Origin of the sequence: Pseudomonas sp. B14-6, from assembly GCF_013260315.1 — a bacterium.
Taxonomy (GTDB): Bacteria; Pseudomonadota; Gammaproteobacteria; order Pseudomonadales; family Pseudomonadaceae; genus Aquipseudomonas; species Aquipseudomonas mandelii.
This window is the reverse complement of record NZ_CP053929.1, coordinates 5,715,712-5,731,790: the sequence shown is the minus strand read 5'-3', so window position 1 is coordinate 5,731,790 and position 16,079 is coordinate 5,715,712. Positions and strand designations below refer to the sequence as shown.

The window sequence follows — 16,079 nt, the reverse complement described above, 5'->3', positions numbered from 1 at the left end:
TCCCTGACCGCCTGCAACACGTGAGCCCGAGCAAGAACAATAACGAGGCCAAACGATGACCGATGTACGTACACCTGCTGCCGAAAACCCCGCTGTAGACCTGACACGCAATAGCGAAATAACCCACAAGGGCTGGAGCAAACACGACACCACCTGGATGCTCGGCCTCTATGGCACGGCGATTGGTGCCGGAACGCTGTTCCTGCCGATCAACGCCGGCGTGGGTGGCTTCTGGCCACTGCTGATCCTGGCAGTGCTGGCATTCCCCATGACCTACTTCGCTCACCGGGGCCTGACCCGCTTCGTGCTGTCCGGCCGTTCCGGGGACATCACCGAAGTCGTTGAAGAACACTTCGGCATCGGTGCAGGCAAGCTGATCACGCTGCTGTATTTCTTCGCGATCTTCCCGATTCTGCTGGTGTACAGCGTGGCGCTGACCAACACCTTGAGCAGCTTCATGGAGCATCAGTTGCACATCGCCCCCCACCACGAGCGATTCTGTCGCTGGTGTTGATTCTCGGTCTGATGGCGATCGTGCGCTGCGGCCAGGGCGTCATCGTCAAATGCATGAGCGTGTTGGTTTACCCGTTCGTCGCGGCGTTGCTGCTGCTCGGCGTCAGCCTGATCCCGAACTGGAACGGCGCGTTCTTCGCCACTGCCAGCGAAGGCATGCCGTTGCCGCTGTTCTTCAAAACCCTGTGGCTGGCGATTCCGGTGATGGTGTTCTCGTTCAACCATTCGCCGATCATTTCTGCGTTCGCCGTTGACCAGAAACAGCGTTACGGCGAACAGGCCGAACGCAAGAGCAGCGGCATCCTCGCCATCGCCCACGCGATGATGGTGGTGACGGTGATGTTCTTCTGCTTCAGCTGCGTGCTGGCACTGTCCCCGGCTGACCTGGCGGCGGCGAAGGCGCAGAACATCTCGATCCTGTCGTACCTGGCCAACCACTTCCAGACCCCGGTCATCGCTTATGCCGCGCCGCTGATTGCGCTGGTGGCGATCACCAAATCCTTTCTCGGCCACTACATCGGCGCCAGCGAAGGCTTTCAGGGCCTGATCGTGAAAAGCCTGCGCGGCCGTGGCCGGGTGATGTCGGCGAGCTGGCTGAACCGCATCACGGCGCTGTTCATGATCCTCAGTTGCTGGGCCGTGGCGACCTTCAATCCGAGCATCCTCGGCATGATCGAAACCCTCGGCGGGCCGATCATTGCGTGCCTGTTGTTCCTGATGCCGATGTACGCCATCCGCCGCGTGCCGGCCTTGCGCCAGTACTCAGGGCAAGTGTCGAACGTGTTCGTGGTGTTGATCGGTTTGATTGCACTGTCTGCGATCATCTACTCGTTCATGCCCTGAAACGGGCAGGCAAAAAGAAGGCGGGCCAAGGTGCCCGCCTTTTTTTGGCCGCGATCATTGTTCGACAATTTTTCCGGCATGGCCCTTGCTACATCACCTGCGAGGCAAAAGGACTTTTGAAAACCTCAGCGAGCGGCTTGCCGATGGTCCGGTAACGCGAACCAACCCGATCATGGCCGGTCAACAACTGCACGTTCAATCAGGCGGTGACGCATCATGGACAACCCTTTTCAGCTCATTACCGATGCCTTTGCAGCGGATTATCAGATCAACCTGAGCATTCAAGGTCTGGACGGCAGCATCATGCTGACCCTCTCCAACAGCGGCCATGTGGTTGCCAAGCGGATGATCAGCGCCGAACAGCGCAATGACCCCAAGCGCCTCAAGCGCCTGGTGCAAAGCATTCAGTTCGGCATCGCCATTGAACAGGGCCACAGCGCCGTGGCCATCCTCGAAGCCATGACCGATGGCGACAATCGCAACCTGCCGCCACCCTTGGCCAAAGCCCGGCCTCGCCCGACCATGGGCCTTTAAATCTCGCCCTTCTCGACTTCTGGATGCTCACCGGAACCCGTACCGATCTTGCGTTGCGGGTGTTCGATCTTCACCGAAGGGAATTGCGAAGAAGCGTAACGCACCACCAGGATCGCAAACGCCAACAGCAGAATCCCGCCGCACAGGTAGATGATCCCCAGGTCCGGCGGATTGTGGTGCGAGACGTTGGAGATCAGCAGCCGCGTCAGCGCCGTGATCGCCACGTAGATCAGGAAGCGCACCGGCATGTGGTTGGTCTTGAAGTAAATCCCGACCATCGCCCCCAGTTCCAGATAGATGAACAGCAGCAAGATGTCATCGATTTTGATGTGCCCTTCTTCGATCATCCCCAGAAATTCCATCACCGCCGCCCACGCGGTCACTGCACCGATGGCGAACAGCGCCAGGTAATGGAAGGTCTCGACGAACAGGTTGCCCAGGGACTCTGCCAATTGATGCACGTTCTGCCGCAGGTTCTCGGCCCAGTTGATTTTCACGATGATTCTTCCTTAGCTCGGTTCGAGCGGATAATGCGGTTTTGACGTGACGGTTGTTCTGCATGCAGAAAAAAGGCCAGGGGCTGTTGGGTGAGATGGCGATGGGCTGCCACGGGGCACTTTTTTGGTGTCTCGTCGGGCCCTTCGCGGGCAAGCCTCGCTCCTACAGATCACATCAACCTGTAGGAGCGAGACTTGCCCGCGAATGGAGCAACACGGTTTAACTGACAAATGCTGATTTCGGTCTACATTTAAAAGCCACTACCCAAAGCGCAGGGATTCGCTTATCCTTTTCGCTGTATATAAATACAGTGGTCGAAACAGACAACTAATGTGAAGGCATGTGAGGTGGTGAATGGCCGTCGAAGTGGTATACCGCAGCAGCCGAGATCTGGAGCGCTTGTTCATGGATAAAGCCGAAGCTGACCGTCATGACAAAATGCTCGAACTGGCTGAATTGCTGGCTGAAGTGTTGCAGAAAGCCGTTCCGTCCCTGACCGAACAGCAAGTGGAAGAAGCCGGGATCTACATGGCGAAGAATCGCGATGTATTTGCCAAGGCATTCAAGAGCCAGCCGGACGCGTTGTCCGAACTGCTGAATGCGCCGGTTGAAGTGGTTGAAAAGGTTGAACCGGTCGAAGAGGGTGAAGCCGCTGCGCCGACCAAGCCAGCCAAAGCCGCCAAGACACCGAAGTAAACAATGCCCGAATTGAATAGGCCCTGAGTCCAATGGACTCAGGGCCTTTTTCATGTCTGCAGTAAAGGCATGGCTCAGCGGTACAGCACTTTTTCCGCCAACTCGTCCGCCACCCGCGCCGGAGAGCGTTTTTCCGCCTGGGCATGGGCGAAGACTTCGGTCAGCCGCGAGGCGATTTTCGACAGGTGGGCGGTAATGGTTGTGAGCTCTTCGCCACGGTGTTTGAGTGAAACGTAGATCAGCCCGCCGGAATTGATCACGTAGTCCGGCGCATACAAAATGCCGCGCCGCTCCAGTTGATCGGCGACTTCCAGATGGGTCAGCTGATTGTTCGCAGAACCGGCCACTGCCGAGCAACGCAATTGCGTCACGCTGTGGCTGTTGAGCACACCGCCCAGGCCGCAGGGCGCGAGAATGTCACACGGCGTACTGAGCAGCGCGTCATTGGCGATCGGGTGAGCGCCCAATTGCTCCATCGCCAATTGCACCTTGCCATGATCAATGTCGCTGACCAGCAGTTCGGCACCGGCCGCATGCAGCTGTTCGGCCAAGGCGTAACCGACGTTACCCAGCCCCTGGATGGCCACTCGCAGGCCTTCGAGGTTATCGCTGCCCAGACGGGCCATGGCGGTGGCACGGATGCCGGTGAACACCCCCATCGCTGCGTGAGGCGCGGGGTCGCCCGCCGAGGTGGTGCTGGTGACGTGTTGGGTCTGTTGGGCGATGCAATCCATGTCCGCCACCGAGGTGCCGCTGTCGATCGCCGTGATGTAGCGCCCGTCGAGCTGATTGATGCAGCGGCCGAAGGCTTCGAACAGCGCCGCGCGGTTTTCCACATGGACCGGTCGAACAATTACCGCCACCCCGCCGCCCTGCGCCAGGCCGGCCAACGCAGCTTTGTAACTCATGCCCTGCGCCAGGCGAATGGCATCCTCGACCGCAGACTCGTCGCTGGGATAGGCAAGGTAACGACATCCCCCAGGGCAGGCCCCAGGCGGCTGCTATGAATGGCAATGACCGCCTTCAACCCGGTGACCGGGTCGACGCTCAGATGCAGCGATTCAAGGCGAGTGCTTTGCATGAGAGCGAACATCGTCGGGCTCCCGAATCACTTCTTGTAGTCGCCAGTATAGGCTTGCGCCCAAAATTTGCAGAAGCGCACCGGAATAAGCGGCGCTGCATTGCAGGCTTTCGGGCATAACCTGCGACCTCATGTGTGCGGTACTGGACGAATGCCGGCGACGGGGCTAAAACGAGGCATTGCCCGGAGATTTCGATGACGCCGCGCCAACGTTTTTTTGACTGCCTGCAACGATCACCACCCGCGCTGTTCGAGGCCGCGCTGTGGATGGCGGCCGAACATGACAAAGAGGTGGATGCCGAGAAGGTGCTGGCAGACTTCCGAGACCTGCAACAGCGGGTCAGCCATGGCTTGCCGATGCTGCCGGTGAGCGAACTGGCCCAGCCGCTGCTGCGTCGCATGAATGACCTGGGGTTCGCCCAGGACGATTTCACCCCGTTGCGCCCGCAAGTGGCCCTGCTCAACAAAGTGCTGGAACTCAGGCGCGGCCAACCGTTGTCCCTGGGGCTGATCGCACTGGAGTTGGCCAAGCGCCTGGAGATCCCTTTGGTCGGGGTCAATTTCCCCGGTCATTTCCTGCTGCGGGTGCCGGGCGCCGATCATCTGCTGGACCCCTGCGGTGGCCGCCGCTTGTACCCCAATGATTGCCGTGAACTGCTGCAACGCCAGTACGGCCCGAACATGCAACTCAACGCCGAGCACATGCTGACCGCCGACCCGGTGCAGATGCTGCAACGGCTGTCACGCAATCTGCGTCAGTTGCACCTTGCCCACGATGACTACATCGGCGCCTTGATCGACGCTGAACGCGTGCTGGCACTGGGCAACGCCAACGCCGCCGATTACCTGGCCCGGGCCAGCCTCTATCAACGTCTGGATTGCCCGAACGCCGAGCGTTTCGACCTAGAGCATGCGCTGCTGCTCAGTGATGACCCGATCCAGCGGATTCGCCTGACTGAACGACTGGGGCATTTGCCGCCCAACTCAATCGTCCACTAACGCCCCCTGTAGGAGCGAGGCTTGCCCGCGAACCGGGCGCCTCGGTCTGTCAGCACGACCTTGTTATCGTTCTTCGCGGGCAAGCCTCGCTCCTACAGGGGGCGCGCGGGGCTTTAAGGGGTGTCTGGCTGGTTGGCCGGATGCGCCTTGATGAACGCCGGATGCGTAGCTGCCAACGCCGCCACTCGGCGAATCCGTGGATACGCCTCAAGCGAAATATTGAAACGTTCGGCGGCATAGAGCTGAGGGATCAGATACACATCCGCCAGGCCCGGTTCGTTGCCAAAGCAGTAACCGTCATCACCGATCAACTGCTCCACCGTCGCCAGCCCCTGGCTGATCCAGTGCCCGATCCACTCCACCACCTGCGGTTCATCGTGGCCCAACTGCCGCAGCTTGTTGAGCACGCTGACGTTATGCAGCGGATGCACGTCGCAGCCGATTACCGCCGCAACACCACGCTCGTGAGCGCGCGCGGCCAGGTCTTTGGACAGCAACGGCACCTGTGGATAACGTTCCTCCAGGTACTCGATGATCGCCGGTGACTGGATCAACAGTTCGCCTTCATCGGTTCGCAAGGCCGGCACGCGCCCTTGTGGGTTGATGGCCAGATACGGCGCTTGCCGATGCTCGCCACCTGGCGGTGCGATCAGGTTGACCGGCAGTGCCTGGTAATCCAGGCCCTTGAGCGCCAACGCGATACGCACCCGGTACGACGACGTCGAACGGTAGTAGGTATAAAGCTCCATGACCGGATCCTCTTAGCGCGCCGCGATCACTTTGCCACGGCATTCGCCGAAACCGATGGAGGCAAAACCGTCGCGGCTGCAACGGGCGCGCAGGATGATTTCGTCGCCGTCTTCGAGGAATTTGCGCACCTCGCCCGACGCCAGCTCGATCGGCTTTTTCCCGCCTTCGGTGATTTCCAGCAAGCTGCCGAATTGACCGCTTTCCGGCCCCGACAACGTGCCCGAGCCAAAGAGGTCACCGGCCTGCAACTGGCAGCCGTTGACGCTGTGGTGCGCGACCATTTGCGCCACGGTCCAGTACATATGTTTGGTGTTGCTGAGGGTCAGGCGATGGGCCGGGAGTTTTTGCTCGCGCAGGCCTTCGGTGAGCAACAGCACTTCCAGCTCGATATCGAACGCTCCTGCGGCTTGATCGCGCTTGTCGAACAGATACGGCAACGGCTGTGGATCGCCTTCCGGACGTGCCGGCTGAGCACGGCGGAACGGCTCCAGCGCTTCGGCCGTCACTACCCACGGCGAGATGCTGGTGATAAAGCTTTTTGACAGGAACGGCCCCAGCGGCTGGTATTCCCAAGCCTGGATGTCGCGCGCCGACCAGTCGTTGAGCAGGCAGAAACCGGCAATGTGATCGGCCGCATCACCAATGGCGATCGAGTCGCCCATCTCGTTGCCCGGGCCGATCCAGATGCCCAGTTCCAGCTCGTAATCCAGACGTGCGCACGGGCCGAAGGTCGGCTCGGTCTGACCGGCCGGCAAGGTCTGGCCTTTCGGGCGGCGAACGTCGGTGCCGGAGGGGCGAATGGTCGAGGCACGACCGTGATAACCAATCGGTACGTACTTGTAGTTCGGCAGCAAAGGGTTGTCGGGACGGAACAGTTTGCCGACGTTCTGTGCGTGCTCGATGCCGACGTAGAAGTCGGTGTAATCGTTGATTTTCGCCGGCAGGTGCATCTCGCAATTCGCCGCCAGTGGCAGCAGTTTTGCGCCTTGGGCTTCGATCTTGCCATGCAGGGTGCTGCCTTCAGCGAACAGTTCCAGCAGACGTTCGCGCAGCGCCACGCGAGCCTCACGGCCCAATTCGAAAAACGCATTGAGCTGGCCGCCACGGGTGGCTTCTACGGCGGTTTTTGCCAGGCCGTCGAACAGGCCGGCGTCCAGTGCCGCTTCCAGATCAAAAATATGTTCGCCAATGGCCACACCGCTGCGCGGTGCCGAACCCTTCACGCTGAACACGCCCAGCGGCAGGTTTTGCAGTGGGAAATCAGCGTGGCCGTTGGCGGAAGAAACCCAGCTACGAGTGATGGAAGTCTGAGTCATGGGTTATCTCCGGGTCGGGTCGAAAGTGGCGGGCAGCGAGGCCCAGCAGGCGTCGTAATTGGTTTGCAGTTGCGGGCAATCCAGGGCGAAACGGCTCGGGCGCAGCACCTGGCTGGTCTCGAACATGAACGCCATGGTGTTGTCGATTTTCGCCGGCGCCAAGTCAGCGTTGATTGCCTTGGTGCAGGTTTCGCCATCCGGGCCATGAGCACTCATGCAACTGTGCAACGACGCGCCGCCGGGCAAGAAGCCTTCGGCCTTGGCGTCGTACTCGCCCTTGATCAGGCCCATGAATTCGTTCATCAGGTTGCGGTGGAACCACGGTGGCCGGAAGGTTTTCTCGGCCACCATCCAGCGTGGCGGGAAGATCACGAAGTCCAGATTGGCCAGACCGTGGACACTGGTCGGCGAGGTCAGGACGGTGAAGATCGAGGGATCCGGGTGATCGAAACTGACCGTGCCGATGGTGTTGAAACGGCGCAGGTCGTATTTGTAAGGCACGTTATTGCCGTGCCAGGCGACCACGTTCAGTGGTGAATGATCGAGCTCGCAGCCCCACAACTGGCCGAGGAATTTCTGTACCAGGGTGGTCGGTTGCTTGAGGTTTTCGTAATGCGCGACGGGGGTCAGGAAGTCTCGCGCGTTGGCCAGACCATTGCTGCCGATCGGCCCCAGATCCGGCAGGCGCAGTGGTGCGCCGTGGTTTTCAGCGATGTAGCCGCGAGCGTGCGGGTCAAGCAATTCGACGCGGAATTTCAGACCGCGCGGCAGCACGGCGATTTCCAGCGGCTCCAGGTCCAGCAGGCCCAGTTCGGTGGCGATGCGCAGGCGACCCTGCTCGGGCACCAGCAACAGTTCACCGTCGGCATTGAAGAACACGCGTTCCATGGAACGGTTGGCGCGGTAGCTGTAGATGCTGATCCCGGCGGGTTTTTCCGCGCCCGAGTTGGCGGCCATGCTCACCAGCCCGTCGATGAAGTCGGTCGGCTCGGTCGGGATGTCCAACGGGTTCCAGCGCAGGCGATTGGGAGTCACTTCCCCCAACGGACCACCGGCCAGTTGCCGCTCCAGTTTGACGAACGCCGGGTGGTTGGCCGACGGCTGAATGCGGTACATCCAGGTGCGTCGCGCTTCGCTGCGGGCCATGGTGAACGCGGTGCCGGAGAACAGTTCAGTGTAGAGGCCGTAAGGGGCTTTTTGCGGGGAGTTCTGGCCGACGGGCAATGCGCCGGGCAACGCTTCGCTGCTGAATTCGTTGCCGAAGCCTGACTGATAAGCCAGCGCTGGCGCCGTTGAATCGAGGTTCATGGAGCCTCCTGAACAGGGAGTAGGCAATGGCCTGTCGCTCTGCTGCAGAGGTCTCGGCACGCCAGGGTTATTTTTATCGTAATTCGATTACGCATAACGTAATTTGATTGGTATTGACCGTCAAGCTATAAAGACGCCCATTCGTCCCGGGATCACATCGCCTCCATGGAAACGCCGCGCAACAACGATAAGCAGAAAGTCCGCTCGGCCGAGGTCGGTACCGACATCCTCAAGGCCCTGGCCGAGTTGTCGCCCTCGACCTCATTGTCGCGCCTGGCCGAACACGTGCAGATGCCAGCGAGTAAGGTCCATCGTTATTTGCAGGCGCTGATCGCCAGCGGTTTTGCCGAACAAAACGCAGCAACCAACCACTACGGCCTGGGCCGTGAAGCCTTGCGCGTCGGCCTCGCCGCCCTCAACAGTATGGACGTGCTGAAAGTCGCCGCCCTGCCCTTGGCCGAGTTGCGCGATGAACTGAACGAAACCTGCTTTCTGGCGGTATGGGGCAATCAGGGCGCGACCGTGGTGCACATCGAACCGGCGGTGCGTGCGGTGACGGTGGTGACGCAATTGGGTTCGGTGCTGCCGTTGCTCAGCTCGTCCACCGGCCTGGTGTTTGGCGCGTTTCTACCCAAGCGCGAAACCGTGGACTTGCGCGACCAGGAACTGAAAGACACTGCCGACCACGCCTTGGCGAATGATCAGGCGTATGCGGAGTTGTGCGAACAGATCCGCGAACGCGGCCTGCATCATGTGCATGGGTTATTGATGCCGGGGGTGGACGCCTTGTCGGCACCGGTATTCAACGCGGTGGGGAACGTGGCGGCGGTCTTGACCATTGTCGGCCCGACCTCACTGTTTCACGCTGACGAAAACGGCCCGGCGGCGCAGCGATTGCTGGCGGCGACACGGGCCGTGAGTTGGCGGATGGGGTATGAGACACCGCCGATGTCTGAAGATCGGAACTGATCAGCTCCGATCATTTATGCTCTGGATAACGCCTTGATGTGGGTCCCGACCATCAACCGATCACGCGGGTCGAACTCTCGGGGGTCCAGTGCGGCACAGCCACCGCAGTGACATAACTGATTCCAACCGGAACGCCCGTGACGGCCGAGAGCACGTCGGTCAGATCCCTGATTGTGGACAGCAGACCAAGTGCAGAGGCCGCCGATCCTACCGAAGCGACCTTACCCAAGTACATGAGGATTGCCCCACGCCATGCGGCAGCAAAATGCGCATTGGCGCCTGCAGAATCCCCATGGCTGGATGCAATGATGCCTTGCACGATCGAATGACTGATCTTCAACACACTGACGACGAATCCCACCGGCGGGACAAAGATCGAGATCACATCCAATGCCACTTCGAGAAGAATCTTAGTCTCCTGCCAAAACGCTTCGACTGGCGTGGTGGTCAGGACATCCAGATCATCAAGTGCTCGATTAATCAGACTTTCGTACTCGGCCTTGAAGTTGTAGACCGGATGGGTTCCGCCCAACCCCGGTACTGGCAGCGAACCTTGCGGATCTCCGGACTTGCTGATGTAGGCGCCGACCCTGTCCAGTCCACGTAAACCGGCCAGACTCCGAAGATGCTCGCCCAAAAGTCGATCGTTCTGGATAGCCTTGGATAAATCACCGACCCAGATAAAGGACTTGCCAGGCGAATTCGGGATATAGGCAAACTTCACATGCCCCTCACCAAAAACGTACCCCCCCGCTATGCGGGCACCTTCAAGCCAGAATTCATAAACCCCTTCGCCAGGTTCACTGCCGGGTGAAACACCGTCTGGCGTCCTTGTGTCTCGATCCAGCCCCTTGATTGACTCGATCAGCCAATCATAATGCGCCGACGGCAACGTGCCATTGAGCTTTTGCGTCAGTGCCGCCCTGAACATCTCGTTTTTCTTGAGCTCCCGGTACAGGTTTGCCCGCAGATCAATATCCGGCGTCCATAGAAAGTTTGATTTCAGATAATGGCTGTAATGCTTGCCTGGCATCAAGTCGATTAGCTGATTGAGCGTACTGGAATTCAGCTCAGTCATTGGCTCGCCCGTGTCCTTCCACCAGAACTCAGACACCCGGATACTGTCTCTAAGCGTATTCGATCCAGGCAGTAAGATTTTCTCGAACACATTCGTATCGCTGCGCCACAGATGCCAATTGATAAATAACTGTGTCAGCGTCATTGCGCCTTTATGAAACTTCACCATGACTCGATCAGGATCGATTCGGCGATCGCCCGCCCGGCCCAGATACTCATTCAAACGGTTCATGACCAATTCACGAGAAAACTTTTGAAAGCCCTCAATATGAAATATGTCTTTTGACGCGTTATAGATGGCCTTGAAGTCCGTGGTCAATCGATTGAACAGCCGGCGATCAGACGTAGGGGCGTTTCGGTACCAATGGGGCGTGACGGCCTTTTCTTCCGCGTCTTCCCAGTCAAGGACACTTTGAATACTGCCCTTTAACATTTCACTTTCAACCCAGGCAACAAGATTGACCTGGTCCCACCATGCTCTGCCCTGAATCCTCTCCCTCGGTTCACCACGCGGCCATTCCTTGCCGAACACTTCATGTTCCAGGTTATGTCGATCACTCACATGCACTTGGGTTCGAAGGTAGGTGCGTCCCTCTTCTTCAAGGGCCCACAACCCTATATACCGTTGCAGACTGTCCAGATCGGAGAATTCGTACCAGTCTTTATTCATCGGGGAGCCCGGTGCATAGAGCACGTACGTTTTGAGATTCGAGTCTCCTGCTTTCCTCCGGTAGACAATAAGATCCTTCAAGGGCTTGAAGTTATAGAAAGCGCTTAACGCAATCCCAGACGCTTCAATAGAGGGATCACCAAAGTTGTAACGCTGAACAATATCCTGCGCAGTCGAGGTGACATGTTTTTGCAAGATGGCGCCGAACAGGGTCAAAGCCGTCTTTCGACCCAACACTTCCCGCATCGCTTCCTTGACGTTCTGCTGGCCATACACTCGCTGCCGTGCGGGGCTGTACGCCAGACGCAGATCCAGCGTTTCAATGGCTCGCATTATGTTTTCAGGCGTCAGTCTGGCGAGGTCATAGTTTTTCTCCAGCGTAATCGTGTAGCGCCCAGCCTGATCATGTGCCCCATACATGAACGCTTGGGTCAGTGTTTTCCGCTCAATGTGTTCTACCCGTTTGCCATTCGCCATCCTGACCGAGTGCTGAATATTCACGAACACCGTGTCAGGATCGATTCGCTCGTCGGTTCCCGGCGAGATAAACGCCTCCACGGCCTGTCGGGCATAAGCTGCAAGAGTCACCACGTCTTTGGTCAACTCATGAAGCTGAATCTGGCTTTCAAGCAAGTTCTTCTCCAGACCGACATATAGCTGCTGATTGGTGACATAGGCCTTCTTAAACCACTCGGGCCGAGCGTTCTCCAGCATCGCCTTGATCAAGAGCACATTTCGCGCATTTTCAGAGCGTACAAATGTATCCATGGACAGAACAGAATCCAGCGGTACCCACGCCGCCTCGGTATGCGCGCCGACGGTCACTAATTTTCGTACTTGATAGATGACATCACGACTTTGCCTCGCCAGCACGCCGTTATTGCAATGCTCAAACAGATCTTCAAGGATTCTCGCGTAGCGAATCGCTGGAACACTCGATACCAGAGCTCGCTCGTCCTCCGGCAGCCCCTGCAAAAGTTCGGTGCGGTTTGACGCATCGGATAACCGCTGTTGCAACGTTTTATGAAGGTCACTTACGGTGCCGAATTTTTCCAATCCACCGAATGGTGAATAAAGAACAACCTCTTGACTGACTGCTGGATTCAGTTCATTTGCAACAGCGCCAGAAAGAGAAATCACAAAGGTGGATGCCAGCGTGGAAAAAACCCCCTGTTGTTTTTCAACCGAGACGGCATAGCAGGTACTTGGCAGCCCCGAACCGATTAAACCATTGATGGTCGCGACGTCGCCTTTGGACAACAGATTCTCGCTGGCCGCCAGGTCCAGTTCGCGCCAGAAAAGTCGCGCCTGAAGAGTGCGCAACTCCTGTTTAGGCGACGGTAAAGGACGATTTTTACTATCAACCAGAGAGGATACGCGCCAATATTCACCTAATACGGAACTGCATTTCTCAGGCAGGTTTTGCATCAGTTCGGCGATCATTTTTCCGATGTTTGCCACATCCAGATATTTCAGCCTGAAGGTTTCTGTGCCGATATTATCCAGCTCATACATCCCATATATATCAGCAGTATATTGGGGTGGCCTGCCGCGCTTTAAGCACTCAAAAAACACATCTAGCAGGTTGCCGGTGGGTTCCGCAGATGTTGGACTTGCACCCGAACGAAGATTTACAAAACGGCGTGCTATAGAGCCCTCTGAATCCATCTTCTGAAATTCGGTCGTCAGGACAACCTGAAGAACCGCCTTGAACGAAGGAATTTTCCTGAGTGCTTCGAGTAAATTGTTACGTGCTTCACGTACTTGTTCCAGCATTGCATTTGTTGCTTGCTCGTCTTGCATTAGAAATCTCGTTAGTTTGATCATAAAAAACGGCACGTTGCTGCCGATTAACTTGAGACCAAACTAAAACAGATCGCCTTATTATTAAAAACTCAAAAAATCTTTCAACATTTGTACAAGCAACTTAAACACAGAAGCGACACATAAAGAAAAAACGAAATAGATGAAACCGTACCCCTCACAACAAAGCGACGCACTCAGCCACCGCTGAGTTTTACACTGTGACAACCGCCTCACCCCAACCTTCAATCAATCATTAAAACACCAGACCTTACATATAAGATGAAACATCTCCCAGTGCAATTTTTCCCAACCTGAAAACAACGTAAAACAGAACCGACTATTCGCACTCTGTGGGCGCCCCCTCAATAAAAAGTTTTGCGCTCTTCAATCCAATAAACCGACACTCTTGGCTTTCGCAACCGCCTGAGTCCGGCGTTCCACGCCCAACTTCCCGTGAATTCTCCGTGCATGTGTTTTCACCGTATGCAAGGAGATAAACAACTGCTCGGCTATTTGTTGATTCGAATTGCCCAGAGCAATCAGCTTGAGCACCTCCACTTCACGCTGACTGAGCGGATTGACTTCACTCACCTGCAGATTTTTTTCCGAACGATCCCAACCTTCATCCAGTACTGGCAGAAGATCAGGCTTTCGCAATTGCAACTCAACAAGCGCTTGGCGAAGCCCATGGTGCTCAGAAAGATTCAACCCTTTGCGCAACCAATCTCGGGCACCGACGCTGTCACCGTTCTGCCACGCGACTTCGGCTGCGCCGAACAGCAATTCGACCTCCAGCGCCAGCATGCCTGCGAGCTGCGATTGTTCGAGTGCCTCGGCGAAATGGCTCAGCGGGTCTTTGGCCTGGTGCAGGTCGACCTTTGCCAACACCAACAGATAATCGATCCGCGCGATCAACATCAGGGTCGCGGGAGGCGCCTGCCGTGCATGCGGGCCACGATAGTGGCGCAGTACTCGACTGAGCGCCTCATGGGCCAGTTCCGGGCGCCCCTGCTGTAGCCAAAATTGACTGCTGATCTGCAATAGCACACCGCGGTAAACGGTGTCGGGAATCTGCCGTTGCTGCATCAAGCGCTCGGCCTCGCGCAGATAGACAAATGCTTGGGCATAGTCGCGCTGATTGGCCGCCACCTGCGCCAAACCGAGGAAACCGTAAAGCACCCGTTTGTCGTGGTTGCGCATACAGATAGACAGCCCCGCTTCGAAACACGCAACAGCCTGCGTATCCAAGCCCTGGCATAAACTCAAGCGCCCACGGTGCAAGGCAATTCGCCCCAGCAGGGGTTCGGCAATCCGCTGCTGTTGAGTGAGCATGTTCTGAACGTTGGCGAGCAAATGGTCGGCTCGTTGAGGAGCACCACGTTGCTCCAGCAATTGCGCATGATCAAGTTCCAGCAGCCCTTCGAAAACCAGCGAGCCTTGCGCACGCGCCAGGCACAACGCATCGCGGTTTATCGCCTGCGCCACTTCGAGCTCGCCCCTGAGCAGGGCCTGTTGCGTCAAACCCGACAGACACATCAAGCGCACGGGCCAGAGGTCAGGACCGAGCACGTTCAGCGCATCGAGAAAATGCGCGCTTGAACTGTCCATCCGCCCTTGAAGATGCAGCAGCCAACCCTGCTGCGCCTGCCATCGTGCGATCAGTTGCCGCTGCAGAATCGCCGAGGGCTGCGGGATGAATCGTGACAACTGCTCGATGCAATCGGCGGCTTGCTCAAACCGCCCGGCAAACAACGACGCCGCCGTGATCAACCCGACCAGTTGCGGCGAACCGTACATCAGCGCGTCACCTTGTTGCTCGTACAACCGCAACAACAGCACGACGGTCTGCTCCTCGAATAAATGCTCGAAACTGAAATGCTGCAACAGGCTGACCGCGACCTCGAACTCTTCGGCCAGCAAGGCCTGTTCGAACGCAGCTTTCCAGTCCTGCTCGGCGGCAAACCACTGACAGGCGCGGCGATGCCAGGAGCGTCCGGCCGGCCATTGTTCATCGCGCATCAATTGCGTGAGTGGGGAGAAGATCTGCAGCCAGTCGGCGGAGTCCTGCCAGGGCTCGATAAAGCACCCCAGATCCTGCAACGTCTTCAGGCATTGCGCGCCCTCCCCTGCGCCAAACAGGTGATCGCACAGCCGAGCGTTGAAGCGTGGCAAATGCGCGAGTACCCGCCAGGCTTCCGTCAACTCCGGGGTCAGGCCGGAAAACAGTTCGTGCTCGAGGTAATCAAGCAATGTGTCAGGTCGGCTGTGATGCGGGTCGTTGCGCGACCAGTCGCATTTTTGCAGCAGCGCAATGCGTACACCGGCGCACCAGCCGCCACTGCGCTGGATAATCTTGCTGGCAGCGGTGCTGGCATCGGCCGGTGTCAGGTGGCGCAACAGCGAGGCAATCTCCGTTTGATTGAAGGCCAGCGTGGCGCGCTCGCATTCGTACAATTCATCATCGAGCAGCAACCGCGGCCAGTTGCATTGCGGGCGACGGCGGGCACCCAGCCACCAGATCAGCGCCGGGCTGCTGACGGCCAGCATGCGATCCAGCAGTTGATCGAGCTCCGGGTTCGGAACGCGGCAATAGTCATCGAGAAACAGCCAGGTCGGCACCTGCAATCGAGCCAGCGCACCGAGCATCGCCGGCTCTTCTGCCGAAGCCAGCCCCAGCGCTTCTGCCACTCGCTGACGAAAATCCACCGTGCTCATCGCTATGCCAGATAACGGCAACCAGCACACCCGGCATGGCGGCGGCGCCTGTAAAAGGCAGTCGGCGAGCAGCGCAGTCTTGCCACTGCCGGCGGGCGCGCAGAGTAATTTCACCCGGGACGTGGACGCTAACAAGGGACCGGTCAATCGATCACGCGACAGGTGATGAGAGGACAGACGGGGCAGGAATCCAGAACGGTCAAGACACGGGGTCATGGCGGTCATTGCGGCGTGCCTATTTATAATTGTCCGGCAACCCTAGCCCTCTCCAACCCGCTTGTTGAGAAGTATTCAGAACGCTGAT

9 protein-coding genes and 3 pseudogenes are annotated in these 16,079 nt (G+C 57.9%); 5 read left to right on the top strand and 7 right to left on the bottom strand.

The features are described 5' to 3' along the window. Nucleotides 1-55: 55 nt before the first annotated feature. Nucleotides 56-1,356 (top strand): annotated as a pseudogene (locus tag HP062_RS26120) (HAAAP family serine/threonine permease). A 216-nt stretch (nt 1,357-1,572) separates the two neighbouring features. Next, entirely contained in the window at nt 1,573-1,890 is a 318-nt protein-coding gene (locus HP062_RS26115; protein WP_010463182.1) for a DUF3509 domain-containing protein, read from the top strand. Here HP062_RS26115 and HP062_RS26110 read toward each other — a convergent pair. Continuing rightward, complete coding sequence (locus tag HP062_RS26110; protein ID WP_172792284.1) at nt 1,887-2,387, bottom strand: phosphate-starvation-inducible protein PsiE; 501 nt, start codon at nt 2,385-2,387, stop codon at nt 1,887-1,889. The two genes, HP062_RS26115 and HP062_RS26110, sit on opposite strands and share 4 nt — an antisense overlap. 355 nt (nt 2,388-2,742) lie before the next feature. Between HP062_RS26110 and HP062_RS26105 the strand changes: the two are divergent. After that, nucleotides 2,743-2,982, top strand: a pseudogene (locus HP062_RS26105) (YebG family protein); the annotation flags it as partial. 176 nt (nt 2,983-3,158) lie between these two features. On the opposite strand, the pseudogene HP062_RS26100 reads toward HP062_RS26105, so the two are convergent. Next, a pseudogene (locus tag HP062_RS26100) lies at nt 3,159-4,177 on the bottom strand (Glu/Leu/Phe/Val dehydrogenase dimerization domain-containing protein). 183 nt (nt 4,178-4,360) lie between these two features. On the opposite strand from HP062_RS26100, the gene HP062_RS26095 reads away from it, so the two are divergent. Then, nucleotides 4,361-5,164 carry a SirB1 family protein gene (locus tag HP062_RS26095; protein WP_010463189.1) on the top strand — a complete coding sequence of 268 codons (804 nt, stop codon included), beginning with the start codon at nt 4,361-4,363 and terminating at the stop codon, nt 5,162-5,164. Between the two features lie 113 nt (nt 5,165-5,277). On the opposite strand, the gene maiA is transcribed toward HP062_RS26095, so the two are convergent. From maiA to hmgA, 3 genes are read right to left on the bottom strand one after another with little or no spacing between them, the layout of a single operon-like run. Next, nucleotides 5,278-5,913, bottom strand: coding sequence for a maleylacetoacetate isomerase (gene maiA / locus HP062_RS26090; RefSeq protein ID WP_145306935.1), 636 nt, complete (start codon nt 5,911-5,913; stop codon nt 5,278-5,280). Between the two features lie 12 nt (nt 5,914-5,925). Beyond that, entirely contained in the window at nt 5,926-7,230 is a 1,305-nt protein-coding gene (gene fahA / locus HP062_RS26085) for a fumarylacetoacetase (protein WP_010463193.1), read from the bottom strand. 3 nt (nt 7,231-7,233) lie between these two features. After that, the gene (gene hmgA, locus HP062_RS26080; protein WP_102594597.1) at nt 7,234-8,538 is read right to left on the bottom strand and encodes a homogentisate 1,2-dioxygenase; all 1,305 of its coding nucleotides are present in this window, start codon (nt 8,536-8,538) and stop codon (nt 7,234-7,236) included. Between the two features lie 165 nt (nt 8,539-8,703). Between hmgA and HP062_RS26075 the strand changes: the two genes are divergently transcribed. Beyond that, nucleotides 8,704-9,507 (top strand): IclR family transcriptional regulator, encoded by an 804-nt coding sequence (locus HP062_RS26075; RefSeq protein WP_154503164.1) that lies wholly within the window; start codon nt 8,704-8,706, stop codon nt 9,505-9,507. A gap of 52 nt (nt 9,508-9,559) precedes the next feature. On the opposite strand, the gene HP062_RS26070 is transcribed toward HP062_RS26075, so the two are convergent. Together HP062_RS26070 and HP062_RS26065 are read right to left on the bottom strand one after the other, a co-directional pair. Beyond that, complete coding sequence (locus HP062_RS26070; RefSeq protein ID WP_172792283.1) at nt 9,560-13,057, bottom strand: dermonecrotic toxin domain-containing protein; 3,498 nt, start codon at nt 13,055-13,057, stop codon at nt 9,560-9,562. Nucleotides 13,058-13,444: 387 nt separating this feature from the next. Next, nucleotides 13,445-16,000, bottom strand: coding sequence for a LuxR C-terminal-related transcriptional regulator (locus tag HP062_RS26065; protein ID WP_172792282.1), 2,556 nt, complete (start codon nt 15,998-16,000; stop codon nt 13,445-13,447). Nucleotides 16,001-16,079 lie beyond the last annotated feature (79 nt).

Excerpts from the sequence above, each read along its gene's own strand:
- HP062_RS26115 (WP_010463182.1), top strand. The coding sequence starts at position 1,573 with ATGGACAACCCTTTTCAGCTCATTACCGATGCCTTTGCAGCGGATTAT.
- HP062_RS26095 (WP_010463189.1), top strand. The coding sequence starts at position 4,361 with ATGACGCCGCGCCAACGTTTTTTTGACTGCCTGCAACGATCACCACCC.
- maiA (WP_145306935.1), bottom strand. The coding sequence starts at position 5,913 with ATGGAGCTTTATACCTACTACCGTTCGACGTCGTCGTACCGGGTGCGT.
- fahA (WP_010463193.1), bottom strand. The coding sequence starts at position 7,230 with ATGACTCAGACTTCCATCACTCGTAGCTGGGTTTCTTCCGCCAACGGC.
- hmgA (WP_102594597.1), bottom strand. The coding sequence starts at position 8,538 with ATGAACCTCGATTCAACGGCGCCAGCGCTGGCTTATCAGTCAGGCTTC.
- HP062_RS26075 (WP_154503164.1), top strand. The coding sequence starts at position 8,704 with ATGGAAACGCCGCGCAACAACGATAAGCAGAAAGTCCGCTCGGCCGAG.
- HP062_RS26070 (WP_172792283.1), bottom strand. The coding sequence starts at position 13,057 with ATGCAAGACGAGCAAGCAACAAATGCAATGCTGGAACAAGTACGTGAA.
- HP062_RS26065 (WP_172792282.1), bottom strand. The coding sequence starts at position 16,000 with ATGACCGCCATGACCCCGTGTCTTGACCGTTCTGGATTCCTGCCCCGT.